The following is a 22,524-nucleotide window of genomic DNA, read 5'->3' as shown; positions in this document are numbered from 1 at the left end:
GGATGTGATATTTCGGAAATTGACTTGCGTTGTACTAATGGTGTGCTACGCAGAACGCTTTCGCGTGTGTTAATCGAGGAATGAATCGATGCCTGTTTTTTTCTTGGGATCTGCAATCCGGTGGGCGTTTAGCAGTTCGGTGGGGTCGATCATCCGCCACGCTGGCATGCTTCCAAATATGGTGGTTAGCAACACGCCACCGCGAAGTGCCCAGAGCACGTACCCGACGGTGGCAATGCCTGTCCCCGCTCCGATCGCGCCGACTTGTTCAATGCCAAAGAAGGTCGAATCACTTTTGGTGAGTTGCCCCTCGTTCCACTGTTCCCAACTAATGGCATGCGTCAGGTCGACCACCAGTAATTGTTCGAGCATTTGAATCTCGGTGCTAACTCGATGACGCGTTTGCATTTGCGTTGACCCTCCAAATGTAAACTCCGGTCCTCGCAGCTCATTTTGTTGTCCCGTTACATTCGCGTGCATTCCAAGCTGATCGGCCGCAGCCGGAGTGTGCAGCGAGTGGGTAGCGTTTTTCTCTGTGGACGGATCGAGGTTCTCGTTGGTGGGGTTGTCGGCACTGCCCGGTGGCGGCGTTGCCGGGCCGCCAAGGGGTGACGTGGGGCCATTTTCGGTTGCAGCATCGTTGTCGTGGGTGTCACCGTCCGACGAATCGCTGTTCTCGTTCTGATCGCCAGGGTCGTTGCTGTCTTTCACGCCAGAGTTGCCGCCGTCGTTCGAATCGGTTCCGCTGTTACCGCCGCCTCCGCCACCTGCTGTGACCGTGATCGTGACGGTAACCGCGTTGCTGTCAAAGAAACCGTCGTTGGCGACATAGGTAAAAGTGTCCGTTCCAAAGAATCCGCTGGATGGGACGTAAACGAAACTTCCGTCTAGCCGCTCGGTCAATACGCCGTTTTGCGGACCCGAGACCAAGTGCAGTTGCAGCAGATTGCCTTCGTTATCGCTGTCGTTTGCGAGTACCCCAGGAGCCGCGATCGACAATGTTTGCCCTGAAATGACCGAGTAATGATCGTCTCGAGCCGTCGGAGCCTCGTTTTCGTCAATCACGTTAATCGTGAAATCGGTGTAGCTGGTCGATCCGTCACTCGATTGGGATCGAACCGTGATCGTGTGAGCGGTTTGGGTTTCGTAGTCAAGACTTCCTGCGACGGTGACGACACCGGTGCTGGAATCGATGGTGAAACGTCCGCCCGCGTCATCAGAAAGTGAATGCGTAACGACGTTGGTTGTTCCATCTGCGTCGGTCGCCTGAGCCGTCAATCCGACCAGCGTCGTTGTGGTCGCGTTTTCGCTGACGACGTTCGCCGTCGCGTCGACGTCACTGGCTTCAGTGACATCGAATTCGTCGACATCATTCAAGTTAACCGTGAACGATTCTTCGTACTGCCCGCCCGCTTGGTCGATCACACGAACGACGATGTTATGTTCAGTATCCGTTTCAAAGTCGAGCCGACTTGAATCCAAGACGTGAATGTTGCCCGCAGAGTCGATGCTGAAACGGCCACCCGCGTCATCGCTAAGCGTGTAGGTGAAACTGTCACCAGTATCGATGTCGCGTGGGGTCACCGCGCCGACCCACTGACCATCGCCGAGGTTCTCGTCGATGGTCAAATCGGTGGTCGTCATTCCGTAGGGAGTGTCATTGCTGCCTTGGATCGTGATCGTGATTTCAGCCGTGCTGACGAGTCCTGCTGCGTCACGCATCGTGTAAGTGAACACATCGCTTAGCGTATCACCCGAAGTTCGCAAGGCTTCAACGGCGGCGTTGTTATTGTCGACCACATAGCTGTACGATCCGTCACTGTTGATCGTGATGTCGCCGAACGCTCCACTGACACTGGTGCCAACCGATCCCGAAGCAGTGACTTGTGATCCTGCCGCTACGCCGCTCACCGCCTTGGTATCGCTCACGTCCAGATCGGTATCGTTGCTGAGCACGTTCCCCGTGGGATTGGTTCCTGCGGTTGCATTTGCCGTTCCCCCCGCTTCGACAGCGGTGGCGGTGTCATCGCCCGCGGTCGGAGCGTCGTTCGCACCCTGAATGGTGACCGAAACCTGGGTCGTTGACGCTGCCCCGTTGGCGTCGATCATCGTGTAGGTGAAAACATCCGTCAACGTGTCGCTGCTGGTCCGGAGTGCTTGTACGGTCGCGTTGTCGTTGTCGACCGTGTACGTGAAGTTTCCGTTCGCCGCGATCGTGATCGAGCCATAGCTTCCCGTGACGGCGGATCCAACCGAGCCGCTTGCGGATGCTTGCACGCCAGCGGCAACGCCATCGACTGTTTGGCTATCGACTGAGTCAATGTCGGTGTCGTTGCTGAGTACGTTGCCGGTTGCATCGGTCCCCGCCGTGCCATTAGCCATTCCGCCCGCTTCGACCGCGATGGCGTTGTCAACCACGGCGGTCGGTGCGTCGTTCTGGCCTTGAATCGTCACCGTGATCTGCGTAGTCGAGGTCGCCCCGGCCGCGTCGGTCATCGTGTAACTAAACACGTCGTCGAGCGTATCGCCGCTATTGCGAAGTGCCTGGACGGTGGCGTTGCTGTTGTCGACGACGTAGCTGTACGATCCATCGGAATTGATCGTGATCGCACCATATGTGCCAGTGACCGAAGATGCGACCGATCCCGAGGCGGATCCAGTCACCCCAGCCGCAACACCACTGACCGACTTGGTTTCGCCGTTGCCCACTGAGTCGACATCGGTGTCGTTCGTTAACACATTGCCGGTTGGATTTGTGCCTGCGGTGCCGTTGGCTGTGCCGCCTGCTTCAACCGCAATGGCGTTGTCGACCACAGCCGTCGGAGTATCGTTTTGGCCTTGGATGGTGATTGTGACTTGCGTCGTCGAGGCTAGTCCGTCCGCGTCGGTCATCGTGTAAGTAAACACATCGTCGAGCGTTTGACCGCTGTTGCGAAGTGCTTGCACGTCGACATTCGAATTGTCGACCACGTAGGAGTACGAGCCATCCGAATTGATCGTGATCGCACCGTACGAACCGGTTACCGAGGCGGCAACCGAACCCGAAGCTGACCCGACAACGCCGACCGCGACTCCGGTTACCGTTTTCGTCTCGCCGTTGGCAGCGGAATCAGGATCGAGATCGTTCGCCAAAACGTTGCCGGTTGGATCGGTGCCAGCAGACCCGTTGGCCAAACCACCCGATTCGACTGCGATCGTATTATCCGCGAGCGCGGTCGGTGCGTCGTTCTGGCCTTGAATCGTGACCGTGATCTGCGTGGTCGAGGTTGCCCCGGCCGCATCGGTCATCGTGTAAGTAAAGACATCGTCCAGCGTATCGCCGCTGTTGCGAAGTGCTTGAACGTCGGTGTTCGAATTGTCGACCACGTAGGAATACGAACCGTCGGAATTGATCGTGATCGCACCATACGTGCCAGTGACCGAGGATGCGACCGATCCCGACGCGGATCCAGTCACCCCAGCCGCAACACCACTGACCGATTTGGTTTCGCCGTTGCCAACCGAGTCGAAATCGGTGTCGTTCGTTAACACATTGCCGGTAGGATTTGTACCTGCGGTACCATTAGCGGTGCCACCCGCTTCGACCGCAACTGCGTTATCGACGATGGCCGTCGGCGTGTCGTTTTGGCCCTGGATCGTGATGGTGACTTGCGTGGTTGCATCCGCGCCCGATGCATCCACCACGGTGTAAGTGAAGACGTCTTGCAGCGTATCACTGGCGGTTCGCAAGGCCTGGACGGCGGCATTGCTATTGTCGACGACGTAGGTATACGAACCGTCCGAGTTGATGGTCACCGATCCATACGATCCAGCCACCGACGAACCGACACTGCCCGACGCGGATGCCTGGACGCCCGCAGCCACGCCTGCCACGTTTTTTGTGTCTCCCGCGTCCACGTCGGTATCATTGCTGAGCACATTGCCAGTTGGATCGGTGCCAGCGGTGCCGTTGGCAAGTCCACCTGCTTCGACCGCGGTCGGAGTGTCGGCGGTCGCTACCGGGTTATCGTTGCTGCCTTGGATCGTGACCGTGATTTCAGCGGTGCTGTCGAGTCCCGCTGTGTCCACCATCGTGTAAGTGAACACATCGGTCAACGTGTCGCCCGAGGTTCGCAGTGCCTGAACGGCAGCGTTGTTATTGTCGACGACGTAGCTGTACGATCCGTTGGAATTAATGGTGATCTGGCCGTACGTTCCCGACACTCCAGTAGCCACCGATCCCGATGCACTGACTTGCGAACCGGCCGCGACGCCGCTGACCGACTTCGTGTCGCCCGAATCCAGGTCGGTGTCATTGGTCAGCACGTTGCCGGTCGGATTGGTGCCTGCAGTTGCGTTCGCCACACCACCGGATTCCACTGCTGTGGCGGTGTCATCGACTCCGACCGGTGCATCGTTGGCCCCTTGGATCGTGACCGATACCTGCGTGGTCGACGCTGACCCGCTGGCGTCGATCATCGTGTAGGTGAAGACGTCGGTTAGCGTATCACTGCTGGTCCGTAGTGCCTGAACCGCCGCGTTGTTGTTATCGAGCGTGTAGGTGTAGACGCCATTGGCAGCGATGGTGATCGAACCATAGCTTCCCGTGACAGACGATCCGACCGAGCCGCTCGCGGATGCTTGCACTCCGGCAGCCACGCCGTCGACGGTTTTGGTATCGCCCGAGTCGACATCGGTATCGTTGGTCAAGACATTACCGGTTGGATCGGTCCCCGCGGTGCCGCCTGAATAGCCACCGGCCGAAACCGCAATGGGGGTGTCAACGACAGCAATCGGATCATCGTTTGCTCCATGCAGCGTAATCGTAATTTGAGCAGTTGAATTCAGACCCTCGGCGTCCGAAACCGTGTACGAAAATACATCGGTGATCGTATCGCTGGCGGTTCGCAGTGCCTGAACGGTCGCGTTGTCATTATCGATGTTGTAGGTGTAGCTGCCGTCCGAATTGATCGTGATCGCGCCAAAGTTCCCGGTGATCGATGAACCGACCGACCCGCTGGTCGATCCCACGACTCCTTGTGCCACGCCCGTGATCGACCATGTGTCGCCCGCGTCGACTTGGTCATCGTTCGTCAGCACGTTACCGGAAGGATCAGTACCGGCCGTCCCATTGGCGATGCCTCCCGCTTCGTAGGCATGGGCGCTGTCGACCGTCGCAACCGGAGCGTCGTTGGCACCTTGGATCGTGATCGTGACCTGAGTGGTCGACGTCGCACCGGAGAGATCCTCGACCGTGTAGGTGAAAATATCGGTCAGCGTGTCGCCGCTGTTGAGCAGGTCTTGGACGGTCGGGTTGCTGTTATCGACGGTGTAGCTGTAGCTGCCGTTCGAAGCGATGTTGATCGAACCGAACAAACCGGCGACACTCGAACCGACTGATCCGGTCGCCGATCCGGCGGTGCCTGCGGTCACACCGCTGACGACGATCGTGTCTCCGGCATCGTTATCGCTATCGTTAGCGAGCACATTGCCGGTCGGATTCGTCCCTGCGGTGCCGTTTGCGGTACCACCTGCTTCGACCGCGATCGCCGTATCGGCAACCACGTCGGGATTATCGTTCGCACCACGAACCGAGACGGTGATTTGAGTCGTCGAACTCAGCCCATCGGTATCTTCGAATGTATAAGTGAAAACATCATTCAGACTTTCACCACTGGTGCGCAGGTTCTGGACCGCAGCGTTGTCATTGTCCACGTTGTACGTGTAGCTGCCGTCCGAATTCAGGGTGATTGAGCCATACGATCCGGTGACAGTCGATCCGACCGATCCCGAGGCGGACCCTTGCACTCCTGCAGCCACGCCCACTACGGTTTTGGTATCGCCGCTGTCGACGTCGGTATCGTTCGTTAGAACGTTACCGCTCGGATCGGCGCCGGCCGAGCCATTGCCCGCACCACCCGCTTCATACGCGATTGCCGTATCCACCACTGCAACGGGAGCATCGTTGGCGCCTTGGATGGTAACGGTGACTTGCGCCGTGGATTCCAAACCTGCGGTGTCGTGCATCGTATAGGTGTAAATTTCTTGCAGCGTGTCGCTCGCGGTCCGCAAAGCCTGGACCGCCGCGTTATTCTGATCGATCGTGTAGGTGTAGCTGCCATCGCTGTTGATCACAATTTGGCCGTAGTTGCCAGTGACCGACGCACCGACGGATCCGGATGCGGATCCGACAGTGCCGAGCTGGACCCCGATCACCGATTTTGTATCGTCCGAGTCGACGTCGGTGTCGTTGCTGAGCACGTTGCCGGTGGCGCTGCTGCCCGCGGTGCCGTTGGCAACGCCACCCGACTCGACGGCGATCGAGGTGTCGTTGACTGACTCAGGAGCATCATTCTGACCATCAACCGTGATCGTCAATTCGGTCGAGGACATGTTCGAGAACGTGTCCTCCATCGTGTAAGTAAAAATATCGGTGACGTGATCGCCGGAGTTCAGTAACGCTTCGACCGCAGGTTTGCTATTGTCCAGCGTGTAGGTGTAAGTACCGTCCGAATTGATCACCACGGTTCCGTAAGTCCCCGTCACCGTGGTGCCCACGTTACCACTCGCCGATCCCGTCGAGCCTGCTGCCACGCCGACGATCGTTTTACCGTTACCAGAGACATCGTTGTCCAGCACATTGCCCGATGGATTCGAACCAGGTGTGGCATTGCCCACACCGCCCGCTTCTTCGGATGTATCCATATCCGCCACGGCGACCGGTTGATCCGTGCGACCATCGATTGTGATCACCAGCTGCGTCGTCGACGCCAACCCAGCGGTGTCCTGCATCGTGTACGAAAACGTTTCCGAAAGCGAATCGCCGTCGTTAAGTGCTTCGACCGCAGCGTTGTCATTGTCCAGTGTGTAGGTGTAGGTTCCGTTGGAATTAATCACCAACGAACCGTAGGTTCCCACCACGGTGCTGCCGACGTTGCCCGACGTTGATCCTTGCACACCGGTTGCCACGCCGGTCACCGTCTTGGTATCACCCGCGTCGACATCGGTATCATTGGTGAGCACGTTGCCCGAAGGATCGGTTCCCGAAATGTTATTCAAGATCCCGCTGGCTTCGGTTGCCGTGGCGGCGTTCGCCACTGCATCGGGGGCATCATTGGCACCGGTGATCGTGACCGTGATTTCCGCAGTCGAGTCCGCACCGCTGGCGTCCTGGATCGTGTACGTAAAGACTTCCGACAGCGATTGTCCCGATGTTCGCAGTGCTTGGACTGCGGAATTATTGTTATCGACCGTGTAGGTGTACGAGCCGTCGCCTGCGATTTGAATTGAACCGTAGGAACCGTTAACTCCGGTCGCGACCGACCCGGATGCCACGCTCTGTGATCCTGCGGCAACTCCGACGACGGTCTTGGTGTCGCCCGAATCGACGTCGGTATCATTGCTGAGCACATTGCCGCTTGGATTTATGCCAGCGGTCCCATTGCTTGTGCCGCCTGCTTCCACTGCGGCCGCATTGTCATCGACCGCAACCGGATCGTCATTCTGGCCCTGGATCGTTACGGTGACTTGCGTGGTCGAACTCGACCCGTCCGTGTCCTGCATCGTGTAAGTGAACACGTCCTGCAGTGTGTTGGACGAAGTTCGCAGTGCCTGAACCGCCGCGTTGTTGTTGTCGACGTTGTAGATGTACGAGCCATTGGCGTTGATCGTGATGCTGCCGTAGCTTCCTGCCAATGCCGAAGCCACATTGCCGCTGGCCGATCCCGCAGTACCGACCACGACACCCGTGACGGTTTTGGTGTCACCCGAGTCGACATCGGTATCGTTGGTCAGAACGTTGCCGGTTGGATCCGTTCCAGCACTGGCGTTATTATCGCCACCCGCTTCGATGGCAACCACGTTGTCGGTGACTGCAACCGGAGCGTCATTTTGTCCTTCGATCGTGATCACGATTTGAGTCGACGAAAACGATCCACCCGAATCCTGGACCGTGTAAGTAAAGGTGTCAGTGATCGTTGTACCGGACGTTCTCAATGCTTGGACGATCGCATTGTTGTTGTCGACCGTGTACGTGTAAGCACCGTTGGAGGCAATGCTGATGTTGCCATAGGTGCCCGTCACCGAGGTGCCAACATTGCCCGCGGCCGACGCCACCGTGCCCGCCGCGACGCCAGTCACATTGAGCGTATCGCCGGTGTCATATTCGACGTCGTTGCTCAGCACGTTGCCCGACGGATTGGTACCCGCCGTTGCATTGGCCACACCGCCTGCTTCGGTCGCGGTGTCGGTATCAGCGACCGCGACCACGGCATCGTTGACGTCGGTGACCACGATCGAAGCGGTGGCGGTTTCGCTCGAATACGCCGTCGTGCCGCCTCCGCTGTCTGGATCGGCGTACGACGGTGAACCAAACGACGAAGCGGATCCCGTGGTGGTATCCCAAGCAACAAAGTCGAAGGTCGCCGTTTCGCCGTTCAGCGAATCGGGCTGGTAACGAATTTGCGTCGACGCATTTAACAGCAATGCGGTGCTACCCGAAATCCCGCTAAACGACGTCCAATTCGAACCATCGGTCGAATATTGCCAAGTGCCGTTTCCGGTAAGTCCGGTGACGGCGATCCCCTTGACTGCGCCCGTATCGACGTCAGCCCATCCCGCCGACGACACGATCGAGTCGACGCTGGTGGGTGTGGATGGAGTGTCCTCGTTGGTTCCCGATAGAGTGACAGTCGCGGAATCGGTGATCGTCGGTGCATCGTTGACGGCGGTAACCGTCACTTCCGCCAACCCAACATTGTCGCTGAACGCGGTGGTCCCGCCGGTGGTTGCGGTGCTGACCTTGGTGCCTTCGGTGCCCGTGGTTTGATCCCAGGCAACAAACGACAGCGATGATGTATCGGCGTTCATCGCGTCAGGGACATATCGCAAGTAATCACTCGATCGCAGCAGCAACGACGTGGTCGTGTTGACGGTGCCGACATCAGTCCAAGTTGAACCATCGAGCGAATATTGCCAAGTTCCATTGCCACCGCTGATCGATTGAATTGCAATCCCTTCGCTCGGGCTCGCGTCAACGTCGGAGATCCGGTTGCCTGACAGACTGGCAATAATCGAAGCGACCGTATCACCCGAGTTGTTGGTCTGGTCCTCGGTAATACCGGTCAGTGTGAACGTTTCAGAGTTATCGAGCTCTGGCGCATCGTTGACCGCGGTCACGTCGATCGTGATCGTATTGGGGCTGCCGTCAAACGTGTTGCTCGCGTCGGCCACGCTAAAGGCAATCGACGCGTATCCCGCTCCGTTGTCGTTGGCCGCCGGTGTGAAAACCAGCTTGCCAGCGTTGATGTCGGCGATCGTGATGACCTGTGCGGCGGTCACAGGTCCACTGCCCGTTAAATTGAGTGTTCCGGCCGCCGGTAACACATCGATGCGGACGGCGATCATGGAGTCGCTACTGTCGACATCTGTGAAGCCAAAATCCGCCGCTGCCAGCGTCAACGGAGTATCTTCGTTGATTGTCTTGGTTAGATCGGCCGCTTCGGGCGCGTCATTGGCACCCTCGATCGTGATCGTCACTTGAGTGGTGCTTTCCATGCCACCCGAGTCATTCATCGTGTACGTGAACACGTCCGTCAGAGTATCGCCACTGTTTCGCAACGCTTGCACGGCCGCGTTGCTGTTGTCGACCGTGTAGACGTACGCCCCGTTGGAATCGATTTGTAGCGTGCCAAACGATCCGGTGACATTGCTGCCCACATTGCCCGATGCGCTGCCAACGGTTCCCGCTGCGACTCCGATGACGGTTTGTGTATCGCCGCTGTCGGGATCGGTATCATTGCTCAGCACATTGCCGGTCGGATTTGTCCCTGCGGTAGCGTTACCAACGCCACCTGCTTCGACCGCTGTGAGGTTATCCGTGACCGCAGTGGGAGCAACGTTGACGGCGAAATTGACTCCGAACTCGGACGTATTGCCGGAGCTATCGGTGGCGGTCGCAGTGATGCTGGAGCTCTGGGTCAGAGAGAAGCCGGTTACGTCTAGCGTGCCACTGAAGTTGCCGCTGGCATCGGTGGTCAAGAAGCCCAGGTATGTCTGTCCGCTGCCGTAAGCTGAACTTTCATCGCTGATGAAAAACTCAACGCGTGAGTTGGCGAATGTGGCCTGGTTCGCGGCAGAACCGACGTAGCCAGTCAACAACAGATCGTTGCTGACAAGGTTGGCGATGCCGACCACCGGAGAATCCATCAGCAAGTTGGCCGCGCCGCCCGTCTTCGCACCATCATTGGTCGTCGTGCCGTCGTCGTTCAGATCGATGCCGATTCCCAAGTTGCCATAAATGCTGTTCCGCTGGATCGTGTTGCCGGTGGAAGTTCCCACGACTTTGATGCCACCCGAGACGCCGTTTCCAGCGATGATGTTTCCGGCGGGGGCGGTGGTGCCGCCGATCCGTGTATTCGATGAGCCACTTGCGAGCCAGATACCAACGACTTGAACGGAGCTGAGCGCGGAAGTGGTCGTCCCACCGATCCCGATGCGATTACCTTCGATGACGGTTCCATCTGCGGTCGGACCGATGAACACGCCGCCAGATGAATTGGTGCTTCCCGAGATCACATTCCCGGCGCCCGCCGCAATTCCGCCGATTTGAACATTGTCGCCCGATTGGTTCACCACTCCCCAGCGGCCATTTCCAAGTGCGGTGTCACCCGTCACATCCACACCGATGTAATTGCCTTGGATCGTCGTGGTGTCGCCACCTGCGTTGATCCAAATTCCGGCACCGCCATTGCCTGAGATCACATTGCGAGCTGACGTGCTCGTTCCGCCGATCGTGCTACCCGAACCACCGGCGATATAAATACCACCCGTCGCGGAATTGTCAGCACCGTTAGCGATCGCACCTGTGCCAGACGCATCGGTGCCGATGAAATTCCCTTGAATCGTCGTGTTACTCGCAGCGGTGTAGACGCCGTAATTTGCGTTCCCTGAGATCAGGTTACCTGCACCCGCGTCCGTTCCGCCGATCGTATTGCCAGCCGCGCTGGAAGTGATGTTGATCCCCGCGTTACCGTTACCCACCGCCGCGGTTCCCGCTGCGTTAGTGCCGATGTAATTGCCTTGAACCAGGTTCCCGGTCGCCGAGACGCCAGTGATATAAATACCGTCATTGGTGTTGCCGGAAATGACGTTGCGGGCCAGTGCCGTCGTGCCGCCGATCGTGGTGCTGCCGACATTGTTGATGTAGACGCCTGTGCTGTTGGCGATCGCTGCGGTTCCGGCGGCATCGAGTCCGATGGTGTTTCCGGCAACGAGGTTGCTTGTACCTTCGACAAGCACACCGTAGCTCGCATTGCCCGAGATCACATTGCCAGCACCGCTGACGGTACCGCCCAGCGTGTTGGTTGCGGCAGCGTTATAGAAATAGACGCCGTGACGCGAATTACTCAGCCCCGATGTTCCCGCGAGATTGGTGCCGACGTAATTGCCTTGGATCATGACGTTCATCGCGGAGCTTGATCCACCGCCGTCGACGACAATTCCGTCCGCGCCGTTACCCGAGACGACATTACGCTGTAGCGAGGTGGTTCCGCCGATCGACGTGCCAACACCGGCACTGGTGACATAAATTCCAAATCCGGCGTTGGCAACCTTCGCATCACCAGCAGCATTAAGTCCAACGATATTTCCACTCAGCGTATTGTTGGGCGCAGCAACGTAGACCCCCATGCTCTGATTTCCAGAAATCACGTTGCCAGCACCGGCCACTGCACCGCCGATCGTGTTGCCACTCGCATTGGACTGGATGTTGATCCCTGCGTTAATATTTGCAATGCCGCTCGTGCCAGCGGTGTTTGTTCCGATGTAGTTGCCTTGCACGACGTTCCCGGTCGCCGAGGCGCCAGTGATGAAAACACCGTCGCTGGTGTTGCCGGAGATAACGTTGCGGGCCAGTGCCGTCGTGCCACCGATCGTCGTGCCCGAGACATTGTTGATGTAGATGCCCGAGTAGTTGGCGATCGCTGCGGTTCCCGTCGCATTCAAGCCGACGGTGTTGCCGACTAGCGTGTTGTTGGATGCACTGACATAGACGCCCGAACTGACGTTGCCTGAGATCACGTTTCCAGCGCCACTGACTGCACCCCCAATCGTGTTTGCTGAGGCGTTGTTGATCAGGCTGATGCCAAAGCGGCCGTTGCTAATCGCAGAGGTTCCTGCGGCGTTGGTACCAATGAAATTGCCTTGGATCGAATTGCCCGTCGACGTAGCGCCACTGATATAGACTCCATCGACTGTGTTTCCGGAGATCACATTGCGTGCTTCCGTTGTCGTGCCGCCGATCACGTTGTTGGCGGCGTTCAGAAGATGAATGCCGTAGTTGTTGGCGATCGCGGCAGTGCCCGCGGCGTTCAAACCGATCGTGTTTCCGGCGACGGTGTTGTTGGATGCATTGACGTACACACCATAAGTCGAATTCCCAGAAATCACGTTGCCTGTGCCAGTAACGGAACCGCCAATTGTATTGTTGGTTGCACTGGCGGCGATGCTGACGCCGGTCGCCGTGTTTGCGACCGCAGCATCGCCCGCTGCGTTGGTCCCGATGTAGTTGCCTTGGACGATATTTCCCGTCGATCCGGATCCGCTAATGTAGACGCCGTTGGATGTGTTACCCGAAATCACATTGCGTTCGCTCGCGCTCGTGCCGCCGATCGTGTTGTTGGCCGCGTGGTAGATGTAAACGCCGGTGCCGTTGGCGACCGCCGCGGTGCCCGCCGCATTGAGTCCGACAAAGTTACCTGTGACCAGATTGCCGCCGCTCGCGATGTAAACGCCCGTGTTCGAGTTACCCGAGATCACGTTGCCGGCACCCGCGGCGCTGCCTCCGACCGTGACTCCGGTAGCATTGGTGGTCAGCCCGACGCCCTTGATCAAGTTGGCAATTCCAGCGTCGCCAGCGGCGTTCGTGCCGATATAGTTGCCTTCGATCCGCGTCCCAGCCGACGTCGCACCGGTCACTAATACCCCATCAATGCTGTTGCCCGAGATCACATTTCCCGCACCGGCGGTCGTTCCGCCGATCAGGGTATTGGCGGCATTCAGAAGATAAACGCCGCGAGTATTGGCGATCGCGGCGGTACCGGCCGCATTCAAACCGACCACGTTGCCCGCGACGATGTTGTCCGAACTGCTGATGAACACACCAGCGGTGGTGTTGCCGGAGATCACGTTGCGGTCGCCCGCCGCCGAGCCACCGATCGTATTGTTGTTCGCGCCGTTGGTCACGTTGACGCCATAGACATTACTCTGGCCGCTCGTTCCGTCGACGCTCGTGCCGAGAAAGTTACCGACGATGGTATTGTTGTCGCTGTTGTTGATCTCGACGCCGCTGCCGCTAAAACGATTGATCGCCAAGCCACGAATCGTACTGCCATCGGAACCCGCGATCAACTTCAGTCCGCTTGCTCCCGCCCCGGTATTAGTTCCGTCGAGCTCGATTTGCAGTACCGCGTTGCTGCCGTTGGTCGCTGTGTTGATGCTCGATCCCGATTGCGTATATCCATCGATCGTGATCGCTTCGGTGATACTCGGCAGCACACTCAAAAGCCCGATCGTGTGCACCCCCGCACCTGCGATATTGAAGCTGACCGTGTCCATGCCCGCGGTGTTATTCGCAGCGATGATCGCTTCACGAAGACTGATCTCGCCATCGGTTCCCTTGTTTGCGTTCAGCCATTCAATGTCATAGCTGGCGCCAACCAGGATGCCGCTGTCGTTGTTGTCGGTCGCGGTGGTGACGACCAAAACGTTCGAGACGTCCACGACCGTTACCGCGATCGCTTGATCATCAGTAAGCGTGCCATCGCTGACTCGCACGATCACGTCATAGACATTGTCGCCGCCCACGTCCGCGGGCGATTCAAAGTCGGGAGCGGCGACAAAGATCAACGTGCCATCGGCGCTGTTGATGTTGAATTTCGCAGCGTCGGCACCGCCGAAGATGCTGTAGGTCAGCGTTTGCGAAGGCAAGTCGGCATCGGTGGCGGTGACAATGGTGACCGCGGTCGTATTCTCGTCGACATTGATGTTAGCGGTGTCGCCGCCACCATCGCTGGTGATGACCGGAGCGTCGTTGACGTTGGTGATGTCGACGTTGACACTGCCGAGATTGACGTCGCTGCCACCTCCGGTGCCGGTATTGCCGTTGTCGTTGACGACCACCGTAATCGTGTCGGCATTATCGCCCGCTTGATCAGGTGTCGAGTGCAGATACTCGATGTTGCTGGCGGTATCGAGGTAGGTGTTCAAATCGGCCAGCGTTCCGGTCAAGCTCAATGTGCCCGTGCCACTGCCACCGATCGTGACTCCGCCACCGCTGCTAGCTGATAAGTTTCCGCCAGTGGATGTCGTCAATGTTAAGGTGAGATCGCCGCCGCCATGATCGGCATCGCTCAGGTCGATCTGAGACAGATCCACATTGCTGCTGACTCCTTCGGTCACCGTGATGTCACTTGGCAGACTGCCCGCGTTTGTCGGATCATCGTTGGTGGCGGTGATGTTGACGGTCATCACGTCGGTAACGAAGAAGCTTGAACCGAAGCCTTGTCCCCCCGCGTTTCCATCGACGAAGTACCAAAGTAACTCGACCGAGGCTGGCGGCGTGTCACTGCTGTTGGCATAGGTCATTTGCCGATAAACGTTGTTAACATCGGTTTGCGTGGGCGTTTCGCCATTGGCATCCGTAAACGTGACCACGACTAAACCCGGCGTCGTGATATTGAACGTCGCGATGACTTGACCGTTTTTGTACAACGATCCGGCAGAAACACTCAGCCCATTGCCATCGCTAAATCCAAACACATCCTCGCCGTTGACCCCAACGCGGCGAAGCAGAGCGATCGTGGACCCGCTGAAATTATTTTGATCACTGAGTTCTTGATCAAAAACACTGACGCTGCTGTCCAGGACAATCGGGGCGGAACCTTCGACATAGGTCGGGTTCGCGTCGACTAGATTGGCGGTGGGGGCAAAATTCGTGTCGAGGCTGCCATCCTCGTTGTACTGGTTCAGTAAGAAACCAGTGTTTTGCATGTTTCCGGCAACGGAAATCGATCCATTGGAGAGCACTTGCACGTTGTATGCGTACTCTTGCGTGGCGTCGACCACCGTAATGACGGTGCCCACGGTATTAAAGCTGGTGTCCAGGCTGCCGTCGGCGTTGTATCGCTGCAGCATCACATCGTTGCTGCCCATCAGGTCGGTCACGCCCGATACCACGATTTTTCCCGTCGCGGTTAACGCGACGCTATATGCTCGTTCGGTGGCACCCAAGTCCGAAGTTTGTAGCCCATCAACGTCAAACGTGTTGTCGAGCGACCCGTCGGTGTTATAGCGAGCAAGTGCGAAATCGAGATTTGCGGTTCCTACCGCAATGATCTTGCCGTCGGATTGTTGAGCCAATCCGCTGACGGTCTCGTCACCTACACCAAAGTCGGTCGTTAACAGTCCGTCCGAATCAAAGCTGGTGTCCATCAGACCGCTGCTCGTCAAACGTGCTAACGCAAACTGGTTGTTGCTTTTGCCGGCGACAACGATTTTTCCATCGCTTTGAATCAGGACTGAATTGGCAACATCGTCCGAGCTAGCCCCGAAATCAATTTCGACTTTTCCATCGCCGCTGAAGGTTGTGTCCAGCGATCCGTCGGTGTTGTAACGCACCACCGAAAAATTGTTGCCGCCTGCATCGGTGTTCCCGGCGACCACGATCTTGCCATCGCTTTGGATGGCGATCTCTGACGCCGAGTCGATTCCATTGACGTCCGTGATTGCGTAGCCATCGCTATCGAACGTGGCGTCAAGCACTCCGGCAACGGTAAAGCGAGCAACGAGCAGGTCATTGTCGGAAGAGCCGAAAACCACAATTTTTCCGTCAGATTGCAGTGCGACATCGACGGCAAGTTCACTGCCGCCTGCATCAAGCGTCGCGATGCCGTCGCCTCCGCCGAACGTCAAGTCGAGTTCACCATTGGTGTGGAATCGGACCACGGTGATGTCGTTGTCCGCAAAGTACGACGACCCGACCATCACGATCTTGCCATCGGTTTGGACCACGCTACTGAATCCGAGATCGAACAGACTTCCCGGAATCGGTAGCGTCGTACTGCCATCGCCGTCGCTGCCGAACACCGGCGCGTCGTTAAGAGGGACCACGTCAATCGTGATTGAATCCACCGCTCGTGCGTTATCGGACGCCAGGTTAGCGATTTCATCCGCAGAGAGTGCTCGGTTGTAAATGCGAGCGTCGTCAATTAATCCGTCAAAATCATAGATTGCCGAGCCGTTAGCATGATGTCCGATTGTCGTTTTGCTGAAATCATCATAGACGATGCTGGCCGTCGACTGAGTCATCGCGACTCGCTGGCCATCGATGTACAGCGTTTGCACATTGTTGGTGTCGTCAAACGAAAATGCGACATGATGCCAACCTGTACCTGCAATGAAGCGGCCCGATCCAATCGAGACCCATGAACTGCCGTCATAGTAGACGCCCGAAACCCCATTGCTGTTCTCGTCGAGCCGCAACACCAACGAATCCGCGACGCTGATCACCTCGGATCCCTGCGATCCTTTGACATCCAAGTTGACCCACGCCGCCAGCGTAGCGTTCGGCGAGCTGCCCATCGTGCCGACGATGTCGACGCCATCGCCGGTGCCATCGAGGCTGAGCACGGTGCCACGATCGGGATCAACCACCGTGGTCGCGTCCGCTTGCATCACGCCATCATGCGACGTTCCGGCACTGTCGTCGCGAGCATCGCCATCATCGAAGTTGTAGTGACCTGCCAAGTCGGCGATCAACGATGTTGTCATCTGTAGATCGACCGCACCGCTAAATTGGGCGTCCGGTTGAAAGACCATCCCTTCTAGTGCGGCATTTAAATCCGACTCGCTGCCTTGGATCACCATGGTGGCGCTTCCATTGGCACCGCTCAGGATCGTCAATCCCGTGGTTTGTGACAGAGTCAGTATGCCATCGGTGACCGACAACGAGACCTGCAAGCGGTTGTTGCTGGGGCCGCCATCGCTAACCGTGATTGCGTTGCCGGTGCCGGCACTGAACGTCAGCGGGTAATCCTCGGCCAACAATTGCGTGCCCGGAACCGATTGCTCCGCCTCGCCGCTGTTGTTTCTTACTTGGACGTCAAAGGTTTTGTCGTAGCTATGGCCGCTAGCCGCCGTCACTCGAACCGTGATGCTGTGCGTTGCATCGGTTTCGGTATCGAGCAGCGTGCTGTCGCTGACGGTGATTTGGCCGTTGTCGGCATCAATCGCGAAGGTGCCGTCGATCGACTGCGCCGCAATCGAGTAGGTCAGCTCACTGGTTTGATCCAGCACGTCGTCGGCGTCCCACTGGACCACATAACCATAGCTGTACGTGCTGTCGCGGTCGCCCCATTCACCGGTACTGTTAATCCGAGCAAAATCGTCGTCGGCCGTAGTCGCATTGGGTTCGTTGGCAATCCAGTTTGTATAGGCACCGTTTTGGCGGCTGCCCGTTGACCCGCCCAACCAAAAGAGGTCATTGTCGGATGCTCCGCTTTGCCACTGCCATAACCCTTCGATCGTTTGATCGGAAGCTCCGATCCAAAGATCCGCACCGGCAGTATTGCGGAATTCCGTGATCAACTCGTTTTCAGCGGCCGATCGAATCGTGACCAATTCACCCGAGACACCACTCAGTGACGAGGCGATGGCGGCGGATTGCGAATTTACCCATGTCTGTGCCGTACTGATCGTCTTATAAAACTTGCCCGTTTCGGCACTGTAAACCAGATCAGGATCGGCGGCCAACAATGACGCGATCTTCGCATCCCGCTCGGCATTGGTAGCAAACACGCTGCCGACAACGGTGCCCGTATCGGCGTGTTCATCAAGCAAAAACGTCAACTTCGGCGTGCTTGTCGTGAAACCACTCTCGGCGGTGTGATTAACCGTCAAATTGTTGCCGCTGACCGATTCGGTGATCACGCCATTGGCGGATAAGCGGTCAAAATCCCACTGGGCCAACAAGCCACTTTCGTCGTGCGGCAAACTCGATTTGTACGTGGCAGCAATCTCGGCGCCCGTACGAACGTCATCGAAAACGCGAACATTGTAGAACGTGCCGTGAAACGTCTGGCTTGTGTCAAAATTCGTTCCATTGCCGTCTTGTTCCTGTCCAAACTGTAACGTTCCGCCTGCGTCAAACGTTTGACCGGTGTTCAGCCCCGAGCCGCGATCGATCAAGATGCCGTTGACAAACACTTGCCAATTGCCTGCGGCGTTGTCCCACGTCATCGCGAGCGATTGCATATCACCATTGGACAGTGTCCGATAATCGATCGCAGTGGATGTGGCGAGTGCACCGTTGAGATAAAGGCCAAGATTGCCCGCACCGTCGATGTACAGCAACAATTCGTTGTCGGTTGACGGCGATGCGTAGGCAAACAGCGGTTGTGCCCCGTTGGAATCGGTCGATGAATACTGGACCTCGATCGTGATCGAAGTACGTCCCCCGATAATGGCACCCCCGTCATCGGCGACTAAGTAGACGTCGTCGCCGCCATCGTCATTGATACTCAATCCCCCGTCACCTGTCGTGGCGGCGTCGACCGTGATCGTGCTGACCGCCGTCGTGCTGGCCAACGACAAGCCCCATGGTTGCTCTTGCCATGTGGCAGTATTCAGACCAATGTCGTCGCCTTGAAAGAACACCGACGCCGTCGCCGCGGTGGTCGCACCCGTCGCGGTCACATCGATCAGGAAGATGTCGTCGCGAGTGGTTGCGATGCCTCCGATCGCATTGTCATCGGAGTGCAGTGTCGCCAGCAACTGGCCACTGGTCAGCGTCGTGTCGCCAACCTTGACGCTGCGTTCGACTAGATCGATTCCGCGGAAACCGGTATCGACGCCAAAGTCGGTACCATCAAGAAAAATCGACGTCGTTCCCGAGCTCGTTGCCCCCAACGTTCCCGGTTCATAGCGGTAGACTCGATTTGTAAATCCTGCATGCGAAATCAGAAAATCGCCCGCATTCAGAGTCATCGGCGTGGTGGTGCCCACCGTGGTCGTTTCTTCGACCAACGTAAACGCGTTGACGTCAAGGTTGCCAATCACGTCCGAACCATCGAACAATAACGACAGCGTCCCGGTGGCATAATTCCCGACGGTCACCGGGCGAAACAACAGAATGTCGTGGGCGAAAATCTGTTCGCTGCCGCCGTTAATCCATTCATCGGTCACGGTTGAAAACAGCACATCGCCGGCATACAGCTGAATATTGTTGCTGCCCACCAACAGATCACGTCCGACGTAATGGATGCCGCTCAGCCGTGCATCCCCGTCGTCAACAAGATCGTCAATGTTGAACACCGAAGTCAATGTGCCGCTGGTGGATGAGCTGAAACCGAGGTTGGGATCGCCCAGTTGCAAAACGGTACCGCCAGTCCACGAATCGAGTCCCGCAACGCCTGATCCGGTGACATCGTTTTCGGTGTTGAGCCACAGGTAGGCGTCCGGCGTTTGCGAGAACTTGGCAACAAACGCGTCACTTGCGCCACCCATGGACTCGTCATAGGCACCCGATGTCGCGTCGAAATCCGACGACTGAGTCTGGCCGGCAACGTAGATGTTATCTGCCGCATCAAGCGCGATGGCGTAGCCGAATTCATTGGCACTTCCGCCCAAGAAGGTCGAGTAAACCAAATCCGATGCTCCGCCGCCGAGCGGGTTGATCGCAGTGATGAAGGCGTCGGTCGTGCCTCCCTTGCTGGTGTCATGCGCATCGGCAGTCGTTGGAAACGTCGTCGAATAGGTCGTTCCAACAATCCACGCCACTCCGGAGGAATCGACGGCAACCCCGGCCGCCTCGTCCGTTGCCGTTCCGCCAAGTGACGTTGAATACGCCAGCGATGCGGCGCCACTGAGGGTGGTGTCAAACACCGACAGAAACGCATCGTCGTTTCCACCTGAAATCGACGTGTCATAGGCGCCGGCGGTGACATCAAAGTCGGACGAGATCGTCAACCCAACGACGTAGGCTCGGCCGCTAGAATCCAACGCGATCGCGGACGCTTGTTCCGCCATGCTGCCACCAAGGTAGCTGCTGTAGGTCAAGTCGCTGACGCCGCCCCCAAGCGGATTGATCTTGGCGATAAAGACGTCTTGTCCGCCGCCATTCGTGCTTTGAAACGCATTGCCTGTCACCGGCATGTCGCTGCTGTTGGTGACTCCGGTGATGTAGGCGGCACCGGAATCGTCAATCGCAATGTCCGTCGCCTCTTCGGCGCCTGAACCACCAAAGTAGCTGCCGTAATCGATGCTCGAACCATCGATACTGAAAACGGCCAAGAACGCGTCCCGTCCGCCGCCAAACGTCGATTGGTACGATCCCGCCGATGTCAGCGATGCAATCGAACCGGTCGCCACGCCTGTCACATACGCTTGCCCCGCAGCATTCACAGCGACGCCGTATGCGGAGTCATTGGACAGGTTGGATCCAATGTAGCTGCCATACAGGATCGACGACCCGGTGCTGTCCAGCTTCAGCACAAAACCGTCCGACGCACCACTGAGCGTTTCGTCGTACGCACCGGTCGTGGTGGTGAAGTCCGACGAGGTTGTTTTGCCGACAACGTAGGCGTTTCCACTGCTATCGATGTCGATATCGTAGGCAATGTCGTTGCCGGACCCGCCCAAGTACGTAGTGTAAAGCACCGTGCTGCCGTCCGCCGACATCTTGGTGACAAACATGTCGTCGCCACCGGTGGTGCCAAACGGTCCCGTGGTTGTGGGGAAATCAGTCGAGACCGTGCCACCGGTGATATAAGCATTGCCATCGGCGTCAACTTGGATTGCATTGGCCGATTCGCCACTCAGACCGCCTAGGTAGCTGCCGTAGTCCATGATCGGGTCGATCACCAATTCACGCGATTGATCGTAATCACCCAATTCAAAACCAATGCTGCCATCGTCGCGAATCTGATACCGACTTTCCACGACTTCACGAACGCCGCTGCTCGATAGTTGATAGCTGTAGGGAGCACGGAAGCGAATCATTTGCTCACTTCCCGCTAACACCATCACCAATTCGCCGCTGTCACTGATGGAAACCGATTCGGCGCCCTGCATTATCAGCGTGATTTGGTCGGTATTTGCTCCCGCAGCAACAATAAAGTCGTACTCTAGTTGTTGGCCGTGACCATAGTAACGGACGTCGATTCCATCGTAGATGTCGTCGTACTGGACCGCGGCAAAGTTCGCAACGTCACGAATCCAAGCGTCCTGGGCACCGACTAAATAGTTGCTGCGACCCGTCAATTCATCGACACCTACGACGGCTGTCGGCGACTGGTTTGACACAATGTCGATCGTGAACACCGACCCGTTGAGATTCAGGACCGCGTCTCCGTCGGTCAAGAAAACGGTGTAGCCATCGCCACGCGAAAGGAAATCGACGGCGTCATCGCTCTGGCCGACGTTTTCTTCAAACGCTAATGCGATGCCGGCGGAGTCGGATTGGGAGGGAGAACCCGACTCCGCCGTCTCGGTCGAAAGCATCCCGAACCATTCACGCGGTGCGAGCACATGAGCAAGATCGACGTCGCCGACTGTGTACTCGAGGTCCCAGTCGCCGCCACGCGATGCATGCCCGGTCACATCATCACTTGCCGCGACGTCACAATCGCAGACAACCGCCAGGATGTCGATCAGATCGCGTCCCGATTCGGTCGACGCCAGATCGCAACCGTAGATCAACAAGTCCGCATCGTTATCGAGTGCATGGCCCCACGACGCGATCTCGCCGGCGTAATTGGGGGCCGCATCGAGATCCAATCGCGTATTGCCAAGCTGGATGCCCCGGCCGTCACCGTGGCTGAGCAAATGAACCGCATCGACGCTGCTCAAATTGCGAAGCGTCTCGGTGATTTGTAGCAACCCGTCTTGCTCGGCCTGCAAACGGATGACCAACCACTGGGTTTGCCCGTCCGTATTGGCCCGTAGTCCCTCGATCAACGTCTCGGCATCTTCCACACCCGCATCGACGAAGATGACTTCGATCGGTTGTGCGGGATCCAGAACCACCGCTTCGGCCACATCGTCGGTGGCAATATCGCTGACATCTTGGTCGTGGGTCAGCGGCTGTGGGGCTGCGGTTGCACCATCACCAGCCACTTCCCCATCGGCATCGGAAAGCTGACTCAGCAGTGCCGCCTCGAGATCGAAATCAATGTCCATCGCCCCACCGAGACCATCGAGACCGTCGCCGCTAAGCAGGATACGATCTTCGAGAGGGTAAAAGTCGAATTCGCGACTCATCGATTTTCAGTCCATTGAGATTCGTCGTCGGGGCAAGCTGACGTGGCGACCTCCTCGCGACTCCTTCATGTGGTGCGAAAATACACCCCGTTTGTCGGGGGGGGGGGGTGAATGCCAGGTCTAGTACCTATCTTCGCCCTCCTGGTCCTGGACTTCTACAATCAGAAAAAGAATCCGGACTGAGTCGACTTTGCGGATAATTCCGACGATCTGGATGGGATAAGATTTTCG

At 57.5% G+C, this 22,524-nt stretch carries 1 protein-coding gene; it reads right to left on the bottom strand.

Annotated features, from left to right (window positions below; genetic code table 11):
- Positions 1 to 69 precede the first annotated feature (69 nt).
- Complete coding sequence (locus ABD971_RS00630) at positions 70 to 22,293, bottom strand: VCBS domain-containing protein (RefSeq protein WP_345318444.1); 22,224 nt, start codon at positions 22,291 to 22,293, stop codon at positions 70 to 72.
- Positions 22,294 to 22,524 lie beyond the last annotated feature (231 nt).

It is taken from the genome of Novipirellula rosea, from assembly GCF_039541335.1.
GTDB classification, from domain to species: Bacteria; Planctomycetota; Planctomycetia; order Pirellulales; family Pirellulaceae; genus Novipirellula; species Novipirellula rosea.
Note: the sequence above shows the minus strand (reverse complement) of the source record. Positions and strands in the feature narration are given on the sequence as shown.

Excerpts from the sequence above, each read along its gene's own strand:
- ABD971_RS00630 (WP_345318444.1), bottom strand. The coding sequence starts at position 22,293 with ATGAGTCGCGAATTCGACTTTTACCCTCTCGAAGATCGTATCCTGCTT.